This is a genomic window from Micromonospora sp. NPDC049257 (assembly GCF_040678915.1).
Taxonomy (GTDB): Bacteria; Actinomycetota; Actinomycetes; order Mycobacteriales; family Micromonosporaceae; genus Micromonospora; species Micromonospora antibiotica.
Window position 1 is genome coordinate 22,255 of the sequence record NZ_JBFAQU010000019.1, and the last position, 20,861, is coordinate 43,115.

Genomic DNA, 20,861 nt, shown 5'->3' on the forward strand with positions numbered 1-20,861 from the left:
GGGGCCGCCCGTGCCGACCGGGCCCGCTGGGCGGTCCGACGGTACGGGCGGCCCCGGCGTCTGCCGGCCGCGACCGGGTGGGTCAGGGGGTGGTCAGCTGGAACTGGCGGATCGTGCTGGTGCCACCGAGGGCCTGGGTGGCGTGGTTGAAGATGGCGAAGCGGTAGCCCATGAAGAACTGCCAGTTGCTGTCGAGGGTGAGCGCGTTACCCAGGGCGGTGAAGTTGGTGCCGTCGGTGCTGTAGGAGAACCGGGCCTGCCGGCCGGAGCCGGGCCGGATGTCGGCGGTGGCCCGTAGCCAGATGCGTCCCCCGCTGACCGGGGCGGAGGCGATCTCCGAACCGGTGTTGGTGGTTCGCCAGCTGCCGTCCATGGTGAGGTTGTTGGTCATCGACACCCGGGTCGCGCCGTTGTCCCGGCGGACGCCGATCCAGGCCGACGAGTTGCGCAGCACCGCCAGCCCGGTCCGGTCGCCGTCGCGCAGCGCCGAGTAGTCGAGTTCGACGGTGGCGGTGGAGGTCGGCCCCTGGATCCGGTGGGTCACCGTGTTCCGGGCGCTGTAGAGGTCGTTGGTGACGGTGGCGGTCTGCAGGCGCAGGCCGTTGTTCACCGACCACTTGGTGTTGTCCGGGTTGTGGTTCCACTCCCACTGCGGGCCGAGGGTGCTGCCGCTGAAGGTGTCGGTGCCGGTCAACGGCTTGACCGGTCGGGTCGGCAGCGGGTTCGGGTACGACGCGCCCCAGCCGCCGTTGACCGTCTGGATCTGCGGCCAGCCGTCGGCGGTCCAGGTGATCGGGGCCAGTGCCGGCACCCGCCCACCGGGGTAGGCGTCCACGAAGGACATGTAGTACCACTGGCCGGCCGGGGTCTGCACCAGACCGCCCTGGTGCGGCACGCCGCCGCCGGAGATCGGGCCGGGCATGTTGAGCAGCACCTGCCGCATCTCGTACGGGCCGAACGGGCTCGACGACTTCAGCACGTACTGGCCGTTGGCCGGCCGGGTGAGCCAGATGTAGTAGCTGCCGTTGCGCTTGTAGAACCGGGCCCCCTCCAGGGTGCCCACGCTCGACGGGGTGGAGAAGACCTGCTGGCTGCGGACCTCGCTCTTGCCGTCGGCGGACAGCTGCGCGACGCTGATCTGGCTGTTGCCGTAGGCGACGTACATGGTGTCGTTGTCGTCGACCAGCATGCCGGCGTCGTAGTAGCACTTGTTGATGGTGGAGTGCTGGTTCCAGGCCCCGTCGACGGCGGCGGCGGTGTAGATGTAGGTCTTGGCGAAGTCGATGCAGCCGGCCCAGTAGTAGGTGCGGTTGCTCGGGCGGTAGTTCAGCGTCGACGCCCAGATCCCGTTGACGTACGCCCGCCCGCCGGACATGTCATACTTCGCGCCGAAGTCGAGCTTGGGCACCGAGTGCCCGGCGAACTCCCAGTTGACCAGGTCGTAGGAGCGCAGGATCGGGGCGCCCGGCGAGTAGTGCATGGTCGAGGCTGACAGGTAGAACGCGTCGCCGACCCGGATGATGTCGACGTCGGCGAAGTCCTGCCACACCACCGGGTTGGTGAACGAGCCGCTCGCCGGTGGCGTGGTCGGTGGCGGCGTGGTCGGGGTGCTGCCGCCGTCGACGCGGACGAGCTGCCACTGCTGGTTGGTGCCACCCCAGTCGGAGTACTGGACGATGTTGCCGCCGTCGGCGGTGGAGGCGTTCTGCACCTCGACCGCCTTGCCGCTGTTGCGGTTGAGCAGCCGGACGTAGCCGTCGGCCGAGTCGGCGAGCCGGAACTGCTGGTTGGTGCCGTTGCCGTCGGTCCACTGCACGATCGCCGCGCCGTCGGCGGTGGAGAGGTTGTAGACGTCGAGGACCTTGCCCGAGAGCCGCGACTTCAACCGGTAGTAGCCGCCGCCGGAGTCGACGAACTGCCACTGCTGGTTGGTGCCGTCGCCGCGGGTCCACTGGGTGATCCGCGCGCCGTCGTTGGTGGCGAAGTTGTACACGTCCAGCGCCTTGCCGCTGTTGCGGTTGACCAGCACGTACCAGGCGGTGGTGTCCACCGTCGCCGCCGCCGCGCCGGTCGACTGGACCACGACGAGACCACCGCCGACCAGCAGCGTCAGCAGGGCGGCGACGACCCGTGACCACCAGCCGCGCCGTCGCCGGACCGCGATCGGCACCTCTCCCATGGCTACCATGACCCTCCCTCACCAACGGTCGATCGACGGGGGCCCTGGGTCCGGCCCGGGGCCACCGTCGTCGCATTGTTCGAAGCCTGCCGATGTCAACGTTCACTCGGCGGCGCGTCCGCGATGGCGCACGACGCGGTACAGCGACAGGTCGGGGGTGCCGACCAGCCGCTGCGGGAACGGCTTCAGCTATCCATAGACTGTGAGCGATAACATGATGCTCGTCAAGCTGAAACAGCGTTGACACGATCGACGGGCGCAAATGCCAACGCCCCGGGCCGCGTCGGACCGTTCCGACGCGGCCCGGGGCGTCCGGGCGAAGGGGTACGACGCGGGCGGGTGCCGCGTCACCGGTCAGCGGGAGGCGCCGGCACGCCGCTTGTTGTAGACGTCGAAGGCCACGGCGACGAGCAGCACCAGGCCCTTGACCACCGACTGGATGGACTGGTCGACGCCCATCAGCTGCATCCCGTTGCTCATCACCGCCATGATCAGACCACCGACCACGGCACCCATCACGGTGCCGACCCCACCGGTGACCGCCGCGCCACCGATGAACGCGGCGGCGATCGCGTCGAGCTCGAACATGTTGCCCGCGGCGGGCTGCGCGCCGTTGGAGCGCGAGGAGTAGATTACCCCGGCAACCGCCGCCAGGAAGCCCATGTTGACGAACATCCAGAAGTTGACCGTCCGCACCTTGACCCCGGAGAGGGTCGCCGCCGAGAGGTTGCCGCCGATCGCGTAGACCTGCCGACCGAAGACGGTACGCCGGGTGAGCAGGCCGTAGACCAGCACCAGCGCGGCCAGGATGATCAGCACGATCGGCAGGCCCCGGGCGTGCGCCAACTGCCAGGCGAAGTACATGATGACCGCGCCCACCAGCACCACCCGGGCGACGAACAGGGGGAACGACTCCACCGGCTGCTGGTAGCGGACCCGGGCCACCCGGGTCCGGAAGCCGCTCACCGCGTACCCGGCCACCGCGACGGCGCCGATCAGCAGGGTGAAGGCGTCGAAGCCGTCCCCGCCGAGCAGCCCGTTGAGGAAGCCGGCCGCGACCTGCTGGTAGTCGGCAGGGAACGGGGAGAGCGAGATGTTGTCCAGCACCCGCAGGGTCAGGCCGCGGAACAGCAGCATGCCGGCGAGCGTCACGATGAAGGCCGGGATACCGGCGTACGCCACCCAGAAGCCGTGCCACGCGCCGACCGCGACGCCCACCGCCACCGCGGCCAGGATGCCGACCCACCACGGGAAGCCCTCCCGGATGACCAGCACGGCGGAGACCGCCCCGGTGAGGGCGACCACCGAGCCCACCGACAGGTCGATGTGACCGCCGATGATGATGATCACCATGCCGATCGCCAGCACCAGGATGTACGAGTACTGCAGGACGATGTTGGTGATGTTGCCGGGGCTCAGCGACACCCCGTCGGTGAGCACGGCGAAGAACCCGACGATGACGACGAGTGCGACGTAGATGCCACTCTGCCGCAGGTTGTTCATGATCAGCGCACGCAGGTCGCTGGTGCCGGCGTGCAGGGCGACGCCCGGACTCTTGTCGGCCGGCGGCGGGGACGGCGGCGATGAGGTCTTGACGCTGGTCATCCCACGCGCTCCTTGTCCTTCGTCATCAGATCCATGAGGTTCTCCTGGGTCGCCTCGGCCACCGGCACCTGGCCGGTGATCCGGCCGGCGGCGAGGGTGTAGATGCGGTCGCACATGCCGAGCAGCTCCGGCAGCTCCGAGGAGATCAGGATCACCGCCTTACCCTCGGCGACGAGCCGGTTGACGATCGTGTAGATCTCGAACTTCGCCCCGACGTCGATTCCCCGGGTCGGCTCGTCGAGGATCAGCACGTCCGGATTGGTGAACAGCCACTTCGACAGCACGACCTTCTGCTGGTTGCCACCGGAGAGCTTGCCCACCACGGCCATCACGCTTGTCGTCTTGATGTTCATGTCCCGCCGGCTCTGCTCGGCGACCTTGATCTCCTCGTTGCCGTTGACCCAACCGAGGCGGGCGAGCCGGCCCAGGGCGGCGGCGGAGACGTTGTGCCGCACGTCGTCGATGAGGTTGAGGCCGAAGCGCTTGCGGTCCTCGGTGACATAGGCGATGCCGTGCTCGATGGCCTCCGCGACGGTGCGCGCCCGGACCTCCCGGCCGCGCACGAACAGCCGACCCCGGATGTCCCGGCCGTACGTCCGGCCGAAGAGGCTCATCGCCAACTCGGTACGACCGGCGCCCATCAGACCGGCGATGCCGACCACCTCGCCGGCACGGACGTCCAGGCTGGCGTCGTCGACGACGAGCCGGTCCTGGGTGGGGTGCCGCACGCTCCAGTTCTCGATGCGCAGCACCTCCTCCCCCGGCGACGAGACCCGGTCGGGATAGAAGCTGTCCAGGTCCCGGCCGACCATGCCGCGGATGATCCGCTCCTGGGTGACCTCCCCGGAGGCCAGGGAGAGGGTCTCCACGGTGCGTCCGTCCCGGATGACCGTGGTCGCGTCGGCGATCGCGGTGACCTCGTTGAGCTTGTGCGAGATCAGGATGCTGGTGATGCCCTGGTCGCGCAGCCGGCGCAGCAGGTCGAGCAGGTGCGCCGAGTCGATGTCGTTGAGCGCGGCGGTCGGCTCGTCCAGGATGAGCAGCCGGACCTTCTTGGACAGCGCCTTGGCGATCTCGACCAGCTGCTGCTTGCCGACGCCGAGCTGGATGACCGGGGTGACCGGGTTCTCGTACAGGCCCACCGAGGCGAGCAGTTCGGCGGCCTCGGCGTTGGCCCGGTTCCAGTCGATCAGGCCGCCCGGACCGCGCCGCTCGTTGCCGAGGAAGATGTTCTCGGCGATCGAGAGGTAGGGCACCAGGGCGAGTTCCTGGTGGATGATGACGACGCCGTGGGACTCGCTGTCGCGGATGCCGCGGAAGTTCATCGGCTTGCCGTCCAGCACGATCTCGCCGTCGTACGAGCCGGTCGGGTGCACCCCGGAGAGCACCTTCATCAGGGTGGACTTGCCGGCGCCGTTCTCGCCGCAGATGGCGTGGATCTCCCCCCGGCGCACCGCGAGGGAGACGTCCGCCAGCGCGGTCACCCCGGGGAAGGTCTTCGTGATGCGTCGCATCTCGAGGATGGTGTCGTCCATGGTCAGCGTCCTGATCGTCGAAGCCTGAGGCGGGCTTGCGATGCGTCGGGCGCGGCGGTCGGTCACCGCCGCGCCCGACGACCGGCTTACTTCTTGGCCTGACCGGCGGCGACCTCTTCGGCCGACCAGTAACCGGAGTCGACGAGCACCTTGGTGATGTCGTCCTTGTAGACGGTCTCGATCGGCAGCAGGTACGCCGGGACGACCTTGATCTTGTTGTTGTAGGTCGTGGTGTCGTTGGCCTGCGGCTGCTTGTCCTGCAGGAACGCCTCCGCCGCGATGACGGCCTGCTCGGCGAGCAGCCGGGTGTCCTTGAAGACGGTGGAGCTCTGCACCCCGTCGTTGATCAGCTTGATCGAGGCGATCTCGGCGTCCTGGCCGGTCACCACGGGGAGCTTCTTGGCGCCCTTGCCGTAGCCGGCGTTCTGCAGGGCGGTGATGATGCCCCGGGAGATCCCGTCGTACGGCGACAACACCCCGTTGACCACGGTGCCGTCGTTGTAGCCGGAGGTGAGCAGGTCCTCCATCCGCTTCTGCGCGGTCTCCTGCTGCCAGCGCAGGATCGCCGCCTGCTCGATGCGGGTCTGGCCGGACTTGACCTTCAGCGTGCCGTTGTCCATGAACGGCTTGAGGGTGTCCATCGCCCCGCCCCAGAAGTACTGGGTGTTGTTGTCGTCCAGCGAGCCGGCGAACAGCTCGACGTTGAACGGGCCGGTGGCGGTGCCCTTGCCACCGTCCTTGGTCTGCAGGCCGAGGCCGACCAGCAGAGCGGTCGCCTGGGCGACGCCGACCTTGTAGTTGTCGAAGCTGACGTAGAAGTCGACGTTCTTGTTGCCCAGCAGCAGCCGGTCGTAGGAGATGACCGGGATCTTCGCCGCCGCGGCGGCGTCCAGCTGGCCGCTGAGCGCGGTGCCGTCGATCGCCGCGATGATCAGGACGTCCGCGCCCTGCGTGATCATCTGGTCGACCTGCTGGGACTGGGTGGGGATGTCGTCACCGGCGTACTGGAGGTCGACCTTGTAGCCCTTGGCCTCCAGCTTCTCCTTCACCGCCTTGCCGTCGGCGATCCACCGCTCCGAGGTCTGGGTCGGCATGGAGACGCCGATGGTCAGATCGGCGGGCTTCTTGTCGCTGCTGTCGCCCCCGCTACCCGCTCCCCCGCCGCTGCATGCGGCAAGGCTGAACGCCAGTGCCGCGCCGCCGAGCGCGACCAGGAATTTCCTGCGCACAGGTTTCTCCTCTCCGGAACTCCCGCCGACTGCGGGGACCACCTGTCACCTTTCGGGGTAGTGTTAGCGCTCACATCGCCCCCGTCAACACCCCCTCGGAAATCCGGACGTCACGGTCTCGTAACGGGCGTCTCCGACTTGTCCACCCACCGGCGTCCCGCCCGCCGGGCCGGCGCGGGGTCGATTCCGTGGTGAACACGGCGACGGCGGCCCGCCCACCACCCCCGGGCTGCGACCGGACGGCGGACCCGCCGACGCCGACGTCCCGCCGGGTTTCCAACCTGTTACGCGGTCGTCATCGACAGCAGGCGATCAATGCCAGGCGCTCCCCTGAATGCGCGGGGGTGGGCGACGGGCGACGGGCGCAGTGTGGTGGGCGGTGGGCGGGCCGTCGCGACTGGGACAGCCGTGCGCCCCGGGTGCCCCGATCGTCGGGGTGCCCGGGGCGCAAAGGAGTCCGGGGTCCGGGGTCCGGGGGTCCCGGGGGTCCCGGGGGTCCGGGGGTCCGGGGGTCCCGGGGGTCCGGGGTGCGAGTTGTGTGGGGGTGTCCTACCTGGCTGGTCAGTCGTCCAGGCAGGACCGCAGCGCGGCGGTCAGCAGGTTGGCGCGTTCGTCGCCCATGCCCTGCATCTGGTTGACCACGTAACCGAAGCCGACCTGGTGGGCGTCGTCGCCGAAGCCGAGGTTGCCGCCCGCACCGTCGTGGCCGAAGCTGCGCTCGGACAGCAACGGCCGGGCCGGCGGCGAGTGCAGCAGGAAGCCACTGCCCCAGCGTTGGCCGGTGTCCGGCGGGCCGTGCCGCTGCTGGCCCCGGGACCGCACGACCGTCGCGTCGTCGATCGACGCCGGGTCGAGCACGGGCGGTCCGGCCACCGGAGACACGCACGCGGCGTAGAGGCGGGCCAGTCCGTCGGCTGTGCTCACCGCGCCGGCGCCCGGGATGCCGGCGGCCTGGATGGCCGGGTCGTTGAAGCTGACCAGGCCGGCGTCGTCGGCGGGGAACGCGAACGCGCCACCCATGGTGATCCCCCGGTCGGCCACCGGGTCGACGAACGGTTCCGGGTCGGGCGGCGGGGCGAGGTTCCAGGCGACCGTGTCGCGTTCAGTCGCCGGCAGCCCGAGCCAGGTCCGCAGGCCCAGCGGTGCCGCCAGGGCGTCGCGGAAGTACGCCCCGGGCAGCTGACCGGTGATCCGGTGGATCACCTCGCCGATCAGCCAGCCGTAGGTCATCGGGTGGTAGCTGTGCGCCGTGCCCGGCTGCCACAGCGGGGCCTGGGCCTCGATCGCCGTGATCACCGGGTCCCACGCGAGCACCTCGTCGAGGGTCAACGGGCGGTCGAGCGCGGGCAGGCCGGACTGGTGGGTGAGCAGCCAGCGCACCGGGATGTCGGCCTTGCCGTGCTGGCCGAACTCGGGCCAGTAGCGGGTGACCGGCGCGTCGAGGTCGAGTCGGCCCTGCTGCACCAGCAGGTAGGCGCAGACCGCCAGGATGCCCTTGGTGCAGGAGTAGACGACGACCGGGGTGTGCGCCGTCCAGGGCCGGCCGGTACGGGGGTCGGCGGTCCCGCCGTACAGGTCGACGACCTGGCGACCGCCGACGTAGACGGTGACCGCCGCGCCGACCTCCCCCCGGTCGGTGAAGTTGGTGCGGAAGACGTCTGCCACCCGCCCGTAGCGTTCGTCGGCGTGGCCGTGGATCTGCGGCTGCGTGGCCACTGCTATCCCTTCAGTGAGCCCTGGATCAGGGCCTTGATGAACTGACGCTGGAAGATCAGGAAGACGATCAGGGTCGGGGTGAGGATCAGCAGCGAGCCGGCGCACAGCAGCACCAGGTCGGTGCCCCACTGCCCCTGGAACGCCCCGAGCGCACCCGCCATCGTCCGCTTGGCCGGATCGTCGACCAGGACGATGGCCAGCAGGAACTGGTTCCACGTCCAGAGGAACATCAGGATGGTCAGCGACGCGATGGCCGGCCGGGCGAGCGGCACCTGGACCCGCCAGAACAGCTGCCAGGTGCTGCTGCCGTCGACCCGGGCCGCCTCGGACAACTCGACCGGCACGTTGCTGAAGTGCGCCCGCATCCAGAAGACCGCGAACGGCATGTAGAGCCCGATCAACGGCAGGATGATCGCCCACCGGGTGTTGAGCAGGCCGAGGTCCTGCATCTGGTAGTAGAGCGGGGTGACCACCGCCTCGAACGGCAGGGTCAGCCCGAGTAGCAGCAGACCGAACACGATCCGGCCACCGGGGACCCGCAGCTGGCCCAGCCCGAAACCGGCCATGGTGGCGATCAGCACCGAGACCGGCACGACGCCGGCCACGATGAGCAGGCTGGAGCGCAGCAGCGCACCCATGTTCGCCACCGTGAACGCGTCGGCGAAGTTGCCCCACTGCGGGTCCGACGGCCAGGCCAGGCCGCTGGGCACGGTGCCCCGGGGCTGCAACGCCGCGGAGAGCATGCTGACGAACGGCAGCAGGGTGACCACGACCAGGACGAGCAGGAAGATCCGGCCGGTCAGGTTCTCGCGCCGGCTCAGGTTCATGACTTGTCCCCCCGGGTCAGTCGCTGGATCGGCAGCACGCAGAGCAGCACCAGCAGCATCAGCACGACGGCCAACGCGGAGGCGAGACCGACCTGGCGCTGCGAGAAGGCCAGCCGGTAGATCTCCAGGCCCGGCACGGTGGTCTGCAGGCCGGGACCGCCACTGGTCGAGATGTAGACGATGTCGAAGCTGGCCAGGGCGGCGATGATGGTCACCGTCAGGCAGACCCCGATCTCCTGGCGCAGGCTGGGCAGGGTGACGGCGAAGAACTCCCGGATCGGGCCGGCGCCGTCGAGGCGGGCCGCCTCGTACAACGCGGGATCGATCTTGCTCATCCCGGTCACCAGCAGGATCGTGCAGAGGCCGAGCAGCACCCAGGCGCCGATGACGCCGACGGCGGGCAGCGCGGTGTCGAAGTCACCGAGCCAGGCGCGGGCCACCCCGCCCAGGCCGACCGCGCGCAGCAGCTGGTTGATCAGGCCGTTGGACGACAGCAGCCAGCTCCACGCGATACCCGCCGCCACCAGGGGGATGACCTGGGGCAGGAACAGCACCGTACGCACCACGGTGCCGAACGCGCCGGTGGTGATGCGGCGGACCAGGCTGGCCACCAGCAGGCCGAGCGCGACCGGGACGAAACTGAAGAAGACGATCAGGACGAGCGCGTTGCCGATGATCTTCAGCAGGTCGCTGTCGGTGAACACGGTCAGGTAGTTGTCCAGTCCCGCCCAGCGGGCCACCCCGATGCCGTTCCAGTTGTAGAACGAGTACTGGATGGTCAGCACGAGTGGACGAAGGACGAAGGCGGCGTACATCACGACTGCGGGCAGGACGAAGAGCCAGCCCGTCCCGCCCGCGCGGGCCCACCGTTTCCGGGGGGCCCGCGCGGCGGAGGGACGGGTGGGACGAGCCGGTGTGGACACCGGGTCACCCCGCCCGACCGGTGCGCTGCCGAAGGCAGACGTCATCGGGAGAGTTCCTTCGCGTACTCGGCCTGGACCGCCTTGACGTACCCCTCGGGGGTCTGCTGACCGGCGATCAGCTTCTGCATCTCCGGGGTGATCGCGGCGGCGAAGATGCCACCGGTGGCGTTCGCGGTGAAGTCCACCGCGCCGTTCTCCTCACCGAGCTGCTGCGACGCCTTGAGCGTCTCGGCCAGCACGGTGTTCGGCGCGGCGGCCGGCACGGCCAGGTCGCTCGGGCCACCCGGGCTGGAGCCGCCGATCTTGACGGCGATCTCCCGGGCGGTGGGGTTGGTGTGCGCCCAGTTCAGGAAGAACGCGGCGGCGTCGGGGTTCTTGGCCTTGGCGCTGATGCCGAAGGTGTTCGGGGCGGACATCGCCACGTGTTTGCCGCCGGCCGACTCGCTCGGGAACAGGAAGAAGCCCACGTTGCCGGGCATCGTCTTGTCGAGGTTGGCCGACTCCCAGTCGCCGTTGAACATGAACAGGCCGTTGTTCTTCTGGAACTCGCCCACCATGCTCGCGTAGTCCAGGGCGTTGGCGTCCTTGGGGAAGTAGCCGGCCTGGGCCCACTTCTGGATGGTCTGGGTGGCCTTCAGCGCGGCCGGAGTGTCGAACGTCGCGCCCGGCTTCTGGAAGATCCAGTCGGCCACCTGGGCCGGGTCACCGAACTGGTTCTGCAACGCCTGGTGCGGGAAGTTGATGCCCGCGGTGTTCTTGTTGAACTGCATGATCGGCTGCACGCCGGCGGTCTTGGCCTTGGCCAGCAGCTGCTCGAACTCGGCGATGGTGGCCGGCGGCTGGGTCATCCCGACCTGCTCGGCGAGCTTCTTGTTGTAGAACACCCCGGTGACGCTGTAGCCGAGGCCCATCCCCCACAGCGAGCCGGTGCCCCGGGTGGTGCCGCCCTCGCCGACCCGCAGCTGCACCAACTGGGAGGCGGGGAACTTGTCCCAGCCGTACGCGGTGAAGTAGGGGTCGAGGTTCTTGAGCAGGTCGTCCTTGACCAGGTCGACCATGGTGGGGAGCCGGATGATGTCCGGCGAGTTGTCCGAGGCCATCACCCGGGGCGCGTTCTCCACGATGACCGTGAACTGGTCCTCGCGGATGTTGAACTTGACGTTCGGGTGCTGCTTGGTGAACTCGTCGGCCAGCGCCTTGGCCAGCGGGAAGCCGGTCTCGGCGTACATCTCCAGGGTGATCGGGTCGCTGCCCAGCTCGGTGCTGACGGCGGCGTCGGACCCGGCGCGCGGCGACTCGTCCGCACCGGGTGCGCTGCACGCCGTGGCGGCCAGCCCCAACGCCAGCACGGGGGCCAGGAGCGCCGTCCGGCGGGAGAACCTTGCCAGTGGTGTAGCCAATTGAGGACTCCTCGACTCTTCCGTGCGTGCCCCGGCCGCGGTACGGGCCGGGTCGGCGGGTCGTCACGGTGGGTGACCAGCCGCAACAGTACGTCGCCGTCGGCATGCCGCCGCAGCACGCGATGTCGTTACCGATGACCACGCCGGGGGTCACCGAGGGTGCCGCCCGACCTGTCAAAAGTAGCCGCTAAACTGATTTAGCAGAGCATGCGCGCGGCGACCTGAGCTGTCAAGGACCAATTGGCAACGGTCCGGAAACATCCGGTTCACGCTCAGCCACCCGCCCCACCGGCCGTCGCGGGTGGTCACCGACACACACCCGGGGTGACCGCCGGCACCGGGCCCGGCCGGACCACGCATCATGATGGGCGGGAGCGACGGCCGCGACGCCGCCGCCGATTCGGAGGACTGATGGGCCGCAACAGAGCAACCCTGGCCGATGTCGCGCGACGGGCCGGGCTGTCCAAGACCGCCGCGTCGATGGTCCTCAACGGCCGGGAGGGCACCCGGCTGTCGGCCGAGGCGCACCAGCGCGTCTTCGCCGCCGCCGAGGAGCTGGGCTACCGGCCCAACCTGGCGGCCCGGAGCCTGCGTACCCGCAAGACCGCCACCATCGCGTTCGTCTCCGACATCGTCGCCACCACCCGGTTCGCCGGCGGCCTCATCCGCGGCGCGCTCGACGCGGCCCGGGAGCGCGACCACGTGCTGCTCATCACCGAGACGCAGGGCGACGCCACCTTCGAGCAGTACGCCATCGAGGCGATGCTCGACCGGCAGGTCGACGGGGTGATCTACGCCGCGATGGCGACCCGGCGGCTGACCGTCCCGGCGGCCATCCTCGGCGGCCCGGTGGTGCTGCTCAACGCCACCAGCCCGGACGACCTGCCCTGCGTGCTCCCCGACGACGAGCGGGCCGGCCGCACCGTCGCCACCACCCTGCTCGACCAGGGCCACCGCGACCGGATCGCGCTGATCGGCCGCAACCGTCTCAAGGAGGACGACGAGGAGGTCTCCCTGGCGGCCCGGGCCCGGCTGCGCGGCGTGCACCAGGCGCTCGGTGCCGCCGGAGTCGAGCTGCTGACCGAGTGCTTCTGCGCCGAGTGGCTGCCCGAACACGGCTACGCCGCCATGCGCACGCTGCTGGGCCGGCCCACCCGGCCGACCGCGATCATCTGCATGAACGACCGGCTCGCGTTCGGCGCCTACCAGGCGCTCGCCGAGGCCGGGCTGACCGTCCCGGACGACCTCTCGGTGGTCTCGTTCGACGACGACCCGATCGCCGCCTGGTTGCGCCCCGGCCTGTCCACCACCGCTCTGCCGCACGAGCAGATGGGGCGGCGGGCCGTCGAGATCCTCCTCGACGGCGGCGACGCCGAACCGTCCCTCGTCCCCATGCCGCTGCGTCGCCGCCGGTCCGTGGCCATCCCGGCCGGATAGCCGGGACCCCCCGGCGCGACCGCCGGGCAGATGCCCGCCGCAGCGCTCCCACCACCGGCCGCTGGTCACCCGAACTGGTCGCTAAACCGATTTAGTGCTAGCTTCCCCGCCATGCTACGTCTACCCGACCACTGGGTGTGGGACAGCTGGTACGCCCGGGACGACAACGACCGGTGGCACGCGTTCTTCCTGCGCGCCTCCCGTGCCCTGCACGACCCGCACCGCCGGCACCGCCGCGCCACGATCGGCCACGCCGTCTCGACCGACCTGCACACCTGGCACCTGGTCGCCGACGCGCTCGTCCCGGCCGACGCGCCGAGCTGGGACGACCTCGCGACCTGGACGGGCTGCACCGTGCGCGGCCCGGACGGGCGGTGGTACCTGTTCTACACCGGGGTCGGCCGCGCCGAGGACGGGCTGGTCCAGCGGATCGGCCTGGCCGTCTCCGACGACCTGACCACCTGGCGCCGGCACGGCGACGGGCCGCTCGTCGAAGCCGACCCCACCTGGTACGAACTGCTCGACCGGACGCTGTGGTACGAGCACGCCTGGCGCGACCCGTGGGTGTTCCCCGATCCGGACGGCGCCGGCTGGCACATGCTCGTCACCGCCCGGATCAACACCGGGCCGACCGAGGCACGCGGGGTCGTCGGTCACGCCACCTCACCGGACCTGGTGAACTGGACCGTCCAACCGCCGCTGTCGATCCCGGCCGGCTTCGGGCACCTGGAGGTCCCCCAGGTCGCCGTCGTCGACGGGCAGCCCCTGCTGCTGTTCTCCACCGACGCCGCCGGCACCCGCCACGACGGCCACCGCATCTGGGTGGCGGAGGGTCACGACGTACGCGGCCCGTGGGACATCGCCTCGGCCCGCCCGTTCCCGCACCCGCACCTCTACGCGCCCCGGCTGGTCCCCGGGCCGGCCGGGGACTGGTCCCTCATCGGATTCCACGACCACGTCGACGGGGAGTTCGTCGGTGCGCTGAGCGATCCGATCGCGGTCCGTTACCGCGCCGGGGACGGGTTGACCGCCACCGGCACGGCCGACTGAGCGTTCCTGCGGTCACCACCCGGCCGCAGCGGTACGGGCGGATGCGGCCACCACCGCGCCGGGCGGGCTCGGAGACGGCCACCACCGTGCCGGGTTGGACGCGGGGGCGGCCACCACCGCGCCGGGCGGGCTCGGAGACGGCCACCACCGTGCCGGGTTGGACGCGGGGGCGGCCACCGCCGTGCCGGACGGACGGACGCGCAAGCGGACCTGACCCGGACGGCGTCCGCACCACGCCGTCCGGGTCCGGGGCCGCTCACCGGCGTCCGCCCGCCCGGTGCCCGGACCGGCAGCGGGCGGACGGCGGCGGCCGGTCGGTCAGCGGCGGGTCCAGCGCTGGTTGGCCGCCCCGGTGCACGACCAGAGCAGCACCGTGGTGCCGTTGGCGGTGCCGTTGTTGTTCACGTCGAGGCAGAGGCCGGACTGCACGCTGCTGATCGTGCCGTTGGCGTTGAACGTCCACTGCTGGTTGGTCCCACCGTTGCAGTCCCAGATCTGGGCCTTGGTGCCGGCGGTGGCGTTGGTCGGCGCGTCCAGGCACTTACCGAGGGACTGGAGGGTCTGGCCGTTGGCCGTCCAGCGCTGGTTGGCAGCCCCGTTGCAGTCCCAGATCACCGGTTGGGTGCCGTTGGCGGTGCTGCTCTGCGGGACGTCGAGGCACCGACCGGAGGCGACGCTGGCCAGCGCGCCCGCGGTGGACGGCGGCGTCGTCGGCGGCGGGGCGGTGCCACCGCCGCTGACCCGGTACACCACCGTGCCGTGCGACGGCACACTCGCGGAGATGGTGCCGGTGCTGGTGGTGCTCGCGTTGGTCCAGGCGTCGACCAGGGTGAAGGAGGAGCCGGACTTGCCGATGGCGGCGGCGGTGGTGGAGATCGTCGTCGTCGAGCCACCCTGGTTGAACAGGGCGACCGCGACGTCGCCGTTGGCGAGCCGCTTGGCCAGCACCCGGCGGGTGCCGTCGAAGGAGACCTGGGCGCCCTGCAACGCCAGCGCGTCCTGGTTGATGGCGATCAGGTTCGCGTTCTTGAGGATGGTCTGCGTGGCGGAGTTCATCGACCGGACGTCGTTGCCGGCGATCAGGGGCGAGGCCATGATCGCCCACATCGCGAAGTGGCTGCGCATCTCGGTGTCGGTCATGCCGCCCCGGCCCACCTCCATCATGTCGGGGTCGGTGAAGGCGCCGGGCTTCGCGTACGGGGCCAGCGGCACGTTGACGTCGATGATGTTCTGGATGCCCATCGGGTAGCCGTTGGTCTGGCCACTGTTCCAGGTGTTGGTGATGTCCTCGGTGGTGCGCCACATGTTCGCCACGTCGCCCCAGTTGCGCTGCGGGCCGGTCTTGGCGTGGATGCTGTTGGGGTTGATGCTGTAGACGATCGGCCGGCCGGTGGCGGCCAGGGCGTCGCGCATCTTGGCGAACGTGGTGACCTGCTGGTCGATGGAGCCATTCGGCGAGCACCAGTCGTACTTGAGATAGTCGACGCCCCAGTTGGCGAACTGCCGGGCGTCCTGCACCTCGTGGCCCTGGCTGCCGGTGGCGCCGGGGTAGGAGTTGAAGTACTGGGCGCAGGTCTTGTCGACCGGCACCTGGTAGATGCCGAACTTCAGCCCCCGGGCGTGGATGTAGTCGCCGAGCGCCTTCATCCCGGAGGGGAACCGGGTCGGGTCACCCTGGAGGTTGCCCGCCGAGTCCCGGTTGGGGTTGAACCAGCAGTCGTCGACCACGACGTACTGGTAGCCCAGATCCCGCATACCGCTGCTGACCAGCGCGTCGGCCGTCTGCCGGATCAGCGCCTCGTTGATGTTGCAGCCGAAGGAGTTCCAACTGTTCCAGCCCATCGGCGGGGTCCGGGCCGTCCCGTTGTCCAGTGCCTGCGCCACCGGCATCCGGATGCCCACCAGGACGCCGGCCAGGAGCAGACCGGCCGCCAGCGCCCGCCCCCAGCTCCGGGCTCGCACGAATCGCTTCACGAAGTCTCCAATCAGTGGTGCCGCGTCGGGCGGGACGTCCGGGAGTCGGCTCGAACCACCCCGGGTGTGAGCGCTCGAACGGCTCGGTGTGAGCGCTAACAACGGCCCCTCATGTTACGTAAGCGTTTCAGCGTATTCAACTGCTTCCATATTTTTACCGCTCTATCACCGGGCGTCGGCAGGTCGGCCCACCGGCGGCCCCCCGAGGGCTGCGGACCACGCCGGGACGCGGGACGCAGCAGTGCGACATGGAGCCATCGTGGAGCTATCTGCACCGCCTGACATCGAATACGCTGGCTCCATGTCAGATAGCTCCAGACGCGGACGGCGCGCTCGCGGCGAGATCGAGCAGCTTCCCAGCGGCTCGCTCCGGGTGCGGGTGTACGCCGGGATCGACCCCGTGTCGAAGCGTCGGCGCTACCTCACCGAGACCGTGCCCGCCGGCCCGGTCGCGGCCCGCCACGCCGAAGCCGTCCGCAGCCGGCTGCTCGACCGGGTACGACGACAGCCCACGCCTGCCGCCCCGACCGGCGACCCGGTGGCCGGCAGGTCGGGTGGCACCCCCGGGCCCCCCGCCGCCGTCCCCCCGGCAACCGCCGCGGCGGACCCCGCGCGTACCACCACCCCGACGGTCGGCAGGCCGGCCGGGGCGCCACGACGCAGCCGACGCCGGGGCGAACCGACGCTGACCACGATCGCCCAACTGGCGGACGTCTCGGCGCCCACCGTGTCCAAGGTCCTCAACGGCCGCACCGGGGTCGCGGCGGAGACCCGGGCCCGGGTGGAGTCGCTGCTACGCGAGCACGGCTACCGCCGCCCCGAACTGGGCACCCCGAACGCCAGCGTGGAGGTGGTCTTCTACGGCATGCAGAGCAACCTGGCGGTGCTGATCATGCAGGGGGTGCAGCAGGTCGCCGGGGCGCACCGGCTCGCCGTCGGCTTCATCGACGCCCGCCGCCAGGTCTCGGAGGGGCGGTTCTGGGCCCGCGACCTGCTGGCCCGTCGCCCGACCGGAGTGATCGCGGTGAATCTCGGCTTCACCTCCGAACAGCACGCCCTGCTGGCGGCGAGCGCGATCCCCCTGGTCGTCATCGATCCCACGGGCGAGCCGCCACTGCACGCCGTCCCGTCGGTGACGACGACCAACTGGAGCGGTGGTTTCGAGGCCGCCCGGCACGTACTCGACCTGGGGCATCGGCAGGTCGGGGTGATCTCCGGGCCGACCGAACGGCTGTGCGCCAAGGCCCGCCTGGACGGTGCCCGGGCGGCGTTGGAGGCGGCGGGAGCCGGGCTGCCCGCGCGCCGGCTGCGCTTCGGCCACTGGTTCTCCTTCGAGGACGGTCTCAGCCTCGGCCAGGAACTGCTCCGGCAGAACCCCACGCCCACGGCGATAGTGTGCGGCAACGACCTGCAGGCGCTCGGCGTCTACGAGGCGGCCCGGTTGGCCGGCCGACGGATCCCCCAGGACCTCAGCGTGGTGGGCTTCGACGACATCCCGTACACCATGTTCTGCGGACCGCCGATGACCTCGGTGCGGCAGCCGCTGACCGAGATGGCCGCCGCCGCGACGCGGATGGTGCTGACCCTGGCCGCCAACGAGAACCTCACGCAGACCCGGGTCGAACTGGCCACCACGCTGGTGGTGCGGGGCAGCACCGCGGCGGCACCGGCGCACTGACCCGCTCGGCGCGGCCGGTCCGGGGCGGCGCGGCCGGTCCGGGGCGGCGCGGCCGGTCCGGGGCGGTTGCCGGGGCGGGTCCTCGAAACCTGTCCTTGTCGTTGCCGAACGGTTTCGAGTAGCATCCGGTTCGATCGATACGGCAGGTCGTCGTGGTGCGGTCGCCCTGGTCACGGTGTCCTCCGGTTCCACCGGTGGCGCACCGCCCGACGTCTGGTACGGCGTGCGGGTCCAGGTCAGGTCCGTCGTCCGGCACGGCTGGCCGGCCCGACACGGCGTAGGACAGTGACCTTCGAGGAGCGAGGGAGGGCCAGAGGGACCCGTCACCGCCAGTTCGCCTACCGCCTGCGATCCGTGATGACGAATATCACGGCACGCCGGCGACACTCGGCCGCGTCGCCGACCCAATCAGGGCGACACGCCGCGTAGACTCTCGCTGATCCAGCGTTGTCCACGGCGTGCACGCCCATGCCTCGTGTCCGACGTCCCTCATCGGACGCCGGGCCGGGCCGCTTCGCCGTCAGCGGGCTGCGGGGCGGACCGAGAGGTGTGGGATTACTGTGCGCGCTCCTGCGATGAGAGACGTGGCCCGCCTCGCCGGAGTTTCCCACCAGACCGTGTCGCGGGTCCTCAACGGACATCCCCACGTGCGGGAACAGACCCGCCTACGGGTCCAGGCCGCGATCACCGAGCTCGGCTACCGCCCGAACCGGGCCGCCCGCACCCTGGTCACCGGGCGATCGCAGGTGCTCGGTGTGGTGGCGCTCAACACCACCCTCTACGGCCCGGCGTCCCTGCTGTCCGCTTTCGAACTCGCCGCGGCCGAGGCCGGCTTCGCCGTCAGCGTCGGTAGCGTCCGCAACCTGGACCGTACCTCCATCACCGCCGTCGTCGAGCGGCACCTGGCCCACCGGGTCGCCGGGATCGTGGTGATCGCACCGGTGGAGTCCGCCGGCGAGGCGCTGGAGTGCCTTCCCACCGACATCCCGCTGGTCACCGTGGACGGCGACCCCCGCCGTCCGGTGCCGCTGGTCACCATCGACCAGGTGGAGGGGGGCCGGTTGGCCACCCGGCACCTGCTCGACGCGGGTCACCGGACGGTCTGGCACGTGTCGGGCCCGGCCGACTGGTTCGACAGCGCGGGGCGTCTCGCCGGCTGGCGGGAGACGTTGCAGGCCGCCGGTGCGGAGGTTCCCCCGGTGTTGCAGGCGGACTGGTCCGCCGCCTCGGGATACCGGTGCGGCCAGATGCTGGCCCGGACCCCTGAGGTCACCGCGATCTTCACGGCCAACGACGATCTCGCGCTGGGCGTGCTGCACGCGCTGCACGAACACGGCCGGCGGGTGCCGGAGGAGGTCAGCGTCGTCGGTTTCGACGACGTCCCGGACGCCGCGTACTTCATCCCGCCGTTGACCACCGTCCGGCCGGACTTCGACACCGTGGCCGAGGCCAGCCTCGGCCTGCTGCTGACGCAGATCGACGCAGGCGTCGACCACACGCTGCGGCAGACCATCTCCCCCACCCTGATCACCCGGGACAGCGTCGCCGCGCCCCGGTGACGGGCGGACCGTCACCGGTCGCCGCGGTGGCGTGTCCACCCGCCGTGCCGCGCTGACCAGACTGGCGGCGACCCGCCCCGCACAGTGCTGTCCGGCTCTGGACAGCACTTCTTGTTAACGTTAACGTAATGGACGATCGTCGATTTATCGGGTACGGACTCCGGATGGCCGGGTGGCCGCTCGTCCGACCGTAGGCGGAGCCGACGCCGACGCCACGAAGGGCCGGACGGCTACGACCGGCGCACAGCGGTCCGCGCCACCGGATCGCGCCACCGCCGTCCGCGCCCAAGGGTCGACGACCGGACGCGACGCCCGCACCGCCTCCCGGCGCGGCGATCTCCACCCCCTGAAAGAAAGGCCACCGATGAAGGGCAGTCTGCGCGCCGCGCTGGCAGCCGTCGTCCTCGCAATCGCGGCATCCACCGTCCTGATGACGGCGCAGCCCGCGACCGCGGCGACCCTGACCAGAGTGACCGGATTCGGCAACAACCCCACCAACCTCAACATGTACCTGTACGCCCCGAGCACCCTCGCGCCCCGCCCGGCGCTGCTGCTCCTGGTGCACTACTGCAGCGGTTCGGCCAGCGGGATCTTCAACGGCAACGGGCACGACTACGTGACCGCCGCCGACCGCTACGGCTACCTCATCGTGGTGCCCGAGGCCACCCGCAGCGGAAGCTGCTTCGACGTCTCCACCCCGGCCGCCCTCACCCGCAACGGTGGCGGCGACTCGACCGGGATCATGTCGATGGTCGCGTACGCCCGGCAGCGCTACAACGTCGACCCGGCGCGGATCGTGGTCTCCGGGTTCTCCTCCGGGGCGATGATGACCAATGTGCTCGCCGCGCAGTACCCCGACGTCTTCTCCGCCGCGTCGGCGTTCTCCGGGGTGCCGGCCGGCTGCTTCGCCACCACCGACGGATCGCTGTGGAACAGCCGCTGCTCCGGCGGCACGGTGATCAAGACGGCGCAACAGTGGGGCGACCAGGCCCGCGCGATGTACCCCGGGTACACGGGCCGTTATCCCCGGATGCAGTTGTGGCACGGCGTCACCGACACCACCCTCGCCTACCCCAACTACGGCGAGGAGATCAAGCAGTGGACCAACCTGCACGGGTTGAGCACCACGCCCACCGCCACCGACCGTCCCCAGTCGTCCTGGACGCGCACCCGCTACGGCGGGACGGGCCCGCAGGCTCCCGTCGAGGGGATCAGCATCGCCGGGGTGGGTCACCAGCTGCCGATGGCCGGACAGCTCGCGTACGCCATCACCTTCCTCGGCCTGGACGGTAGCGCGCCCACCCCCACCCCCACCGCCAGCCCCACGCCCACCCCCACGCCGACGCCGACGCCGACGGTCACCCCGACCCCCACGCCGACGGTCACCCCGACCTCGACCCCGACGCCCACGCCGACGTCGCAGTCGGGTGCCTGCCGGGTCACCGACACGATCAGCGCGTGGAACAGCGGGCTGACCGCCAGCATCACCATCGTCAACACCGCCAGCACGACGCTCAACGGCTGGTCCCTCGGGTTCACCCTGCCCGCCGGGCAGGTCATCACCGGCGGCTGGAACGCCAGCTACGCACCGGCCAGCGGCCAGGTCACCGCCACGAACGTCAGTTACAACGGCACGCTGGCCCCCGGAGCGTCGACCACTATCGGATTCCAGGCCACCCACACCGGCAACGCCGCCGCCCCCACGGCATTCACCCTGAACGGGGCGACCTGCGTGGTCGCCTGAACCGC

General features: G+C 70.6%; 14 protein-coding genes. 5 read left to right on the forward strand and 9 right to left on the reverse strand.

Annotation, left to right across the window (positions count from 1 at the left end; translation table 11 throughout):
• Positions 1 to 82 precede the first annotated feature (82 nt).
• The 8 genes from AB0K25_RS23755 to AB0K25_RS23790 form a co-directional block, all read right to left on the reverse strand.
• Positions 83 to 2,188 (reverse strand): family 43 glycosylhydrolase, encoded by a 2,106-nt coding sequence (locus tag AB0K25_RS23755; RefSeq protein ID WP_363822732.1) that lies wholly within the window; start codon positions 2,186 to 2,188, stop codon positions 83 to 85.
• 345 nt (positions 2,189 to 2,533) lie between these two features.
• The gene (mmsB, locus tag AB0K25_RS23760) at positions 2,534 to 3,784 is read right to left on the reverse strand and encodes a multiple monosaccharide ABC transporter permease (RefSeq protein ID WP_219462898.1); all 1,251 of its coding nucleotides are present in this window, start codon (positions 3,782 to 3,784) and stop codon (positions 2,534 to 2,536) included.
• Positions 3,781 to 5,319, reverse strand: a complete 1,539-nt coding sequence (mmsA, locus tag AB0K25_RS23765) for a multiple monosaccharide ABC transporter ATP-binding protein (RefSeq protein WP_208566753.1) — start codon at positions 5,317 to 5,319, stop codon at positions 3,781 to 3,783. Before mmsA ends, mmsB begins: the two co-directional genes overlap by 4 nt.
• Before the next feature lie 86 nt (positions 5,320 to 5,405).
• Entirely contained in the window at positions 5,406 to 6,548 is a 1,143-nt protein-coding gene (gene chvE, locus AB0K25_RS23770; RefSeq protein ID WP_363822735.1) for a multiple monosaccharide ABC transporter substrate-binding protein, read from the reverse strand.
• A 561-nt stretch (positions 6,549 to 7,109) separates the two neighbouring features.
• Positions 7,110 to 8,264 carry a serine hydrolase domain-containing protein gene (locus AB0K25_RS23775; RefSeq protein WP_363822738.1) on the reverse strand — a complete coding sequence of 385 codons (1,155 nt, stop codon included), beginning with the start codon at positions 8,262 to 8,264 and terminating at the stop codon, positions 7,110 to 7,112.
• Positions 8,265 to 8,266: 2 nt separating this feature from the next.
• On the reverse strand, positions 8,267 to 9,091 hold the full coding sequence (locus AB0K25_RS23780) for a carbohydrate ABC transporter permease (RefSeq protein ID WP_219462904.1): 825 nt from the start codon (positions 9,089 to 9,091) through the stop codon (positions 8,267 to 8,269).
• Positions 9,088 to 10,059 (reverse strand): sugar ABC transporter permease, encoded by a 972-nt coding sequence (locus AB0K25_RS23785; protein ID WP_208566757.1) that lies wholly within the window; start codon positions 10,057 to 10,059, stop codon positions 9,088 to 9,090. The genes AB0K25_RS23780 and AB0K25_RS23785 overlap by 4 nt, the downstream gene beginning before the upstream one ends.
• Entirely contained in the window at positions 10,056 to 11,414 is a 1,359-nt protein-coding gene (locus AB0K25_RS23790) for an extracellular solute-binding protein (RefSeq protein ID WP_208566758.1), read from the reverse strand. Before AB0K25_RS23790 ends, AB0K25_RS23785 begins: the two co-directional genes overlap by 4 nt.
• A gap of 411 nt (positions 11,415 to 11,825) precedes the next feature.
• On the opposite strand from AB0K25_RS23790, the gene AB0K25_RS23795 reads away from it, so the two are divergent.
• Together AB0K25_RS23795 and AB0K25_RS23800 are read left to right on the forward strand one after the other, a co-directional pair.
• Complete coding sequence (locus tag AB0K25_RS23795) at positions 11,826 to 12,851, forward strand: LacI family DNA-binding transcriptional regulator (RefSeq protein WP_363822744.1); 1,026 nt, start codon at positions 11,826 to 11,828, stop codon at positions 12,849 to 12,851.
• A 111-nt stretch (positions 12,852 to 12,962) separates the two neighbouring features.
• On the forward strand, positions 12,963 to 13,901 hold the full coding sequence (locus tag AB0K25_RS23800) for a family 43 glycosylhydrolase (protein WP_363822747.1): 939 nt from the start codon (positions 12,963 to 12,965) through the stop codon (positions 13,899 to 13,901).
• Positions 13,902 to 14,219: 318 nt separating this feature from the next.
• Here the strand turns inward: AB0K25_RS23800 and AB0K25_RS23805 are convergent, their stop codons facing one another.
• The gene (locus tag AB0K25_RS23805; RefSeq protein ID WP_208566849.1) at positions 14,220 to 15,791 is read right to left on the reverse strand and encodes a glycoside hydrolase family 27 protein; all 1,572 of its coding nucleotides are present in this window, start codon (positions 15,789 to 15,791) and stop codon (positions 14,220 to 14,222) included.
• Between the two features lie 385 nt (positions 15,792 to 16,176).
• Between AB0K25_RS23805 and AB0K25_RS23810 the strand changes: the two genes are divergently transcribed.
• The 3 genes from AB0K25_RS23810 to AB0K25_RS23820 all read left to right on the forward strand — a co-directional run bounded on the left by AB0K25_RS23810 (position 16,177) and on the right by AB0K25_RS23820 (position 20,856).
• The gene (locus tag AB0K25_RS23810) at positions 16,177 to 17,553 is read left to right on the forward strand and encodes a LacI family DNA-binding transcriptional regulator (protein ID WP_357534270.1); all 1,377 of its coding nucleotides are present in this window, start codon (positions 16,177 to 16,179) and stop codon (positions 17,551 to 17,553) included.
• A 575-nt stretch (positions 17,554 to 18,128) separates the two neighbouring features.
• Positions 18,129 to 19,112, forward strand: coding sequence for a LacI family DNA-binding transcriptional regulator (locus AB0K25_RS23815; protein ID WP_219462911.1), 984 nt, complete (start codon positions 18,129 to 18,131; stop codon positions 19,110 to 19,112).
• A gap of 364 nt (positions 19,113 to 19,476) precedes the next feature.
• Positions 19,477 to 20,856 (forward strand): PHB depolymerase family esterase, encoded by a 1,380-nt coding sequence (locus tag AB0K25_RS23820; RefSeq protein ID WP_363822751.1) that lies wholly within the window; start codon positions 19,477 to 19,479, stop codon positions 20,854 to 20,856.
• The last annotated feature ends 5 nt before the right edge of the window (positions 20,857 to 20,861 follow it).

Excerpts from the sequence above, each read along its gene's own strand:
- AB0K25_RS23755 (WP_363822732.1), bottom strand. The coding sequence starts at position 2,188 with ATGGTAGCCATGGGAGAGGTGCCGATCGCGGTCCGGCGACGGCGCGGC.
- mmsB (WP_219462898.1), bottom strand. The coding sequence starts at position 3,784 with ATGACCAGCGTCAAGACCTCATCGCCGCCGTCCCCGCCGCCGGCCGAC.
- mmsA (WP_208566753.1), bottom strand. The coding sequence starts at position 5,319 with ATGGACGACACCATCCTCGAGATGCGACGCATCACGAAGACCTTCCCC.
- AB0K25_RS23780 (WP_219462904.1), bottom strand. The coding sequence starts at position 9,091 with ATGAACCTGAGCCGGCGCGAGAACCTGACCGGCCGGATCTTCCTGCTC.
- AB0K25_RS23785 (WP_208566757.1), bottom strand. The coding sequence starts at position 10,059 with ATGACGTCTGCCTTCGGCAGCGCACCGGTCGGGCGGGGTGACCCGGTG.
- AB0K25_RS23795 (WP_363822744.1), top strand. The coding sequence starts at position 11,826 with ATGGGCCGCAACAGAGCAACCCTGGCCGATGTCGCGCGACGGGCCGGG.
- AB0K25_RS23800 (WP_363822747.1), top strand. The coding sequence starts at position 12,963 with ATGCTACGTCTACCCGACCACTGGGTGTGGGACAGCTGGTACGCCCGG.
- AB0K25_RS23805 (WP_208566849.1), bottom strand. The coding sequence starts at position 15,791 with ATGCCGGTGGCGCAGGCACTGGACAACGGGACGGCCCGGACCCCGCCG.
- AB0K25_RS23810 (WP_357534270.1), top strand. The coding sequence starts at position 16,177 with ATGTCAGATAGCTCCAGACGCGGACGGCGCGCTCGCGGCGAGATCGAG.
- AB0K25_RS23815 (WP_219462911.1), top strand. The coding sequence starts at position 18,129 with ATGAGAGACGTGGCCCGCCTCGCCGGAGTTTCCCACCAGACCGTGTCG.
- AB0K25_RS23820 (WP_363822751.1), top strand. The coding sequence starts at position 19,477 with ATGAAGGGCAGTCTGCGCGCCGCGCTGGCAGCCGTCGTCCTCGCAATC.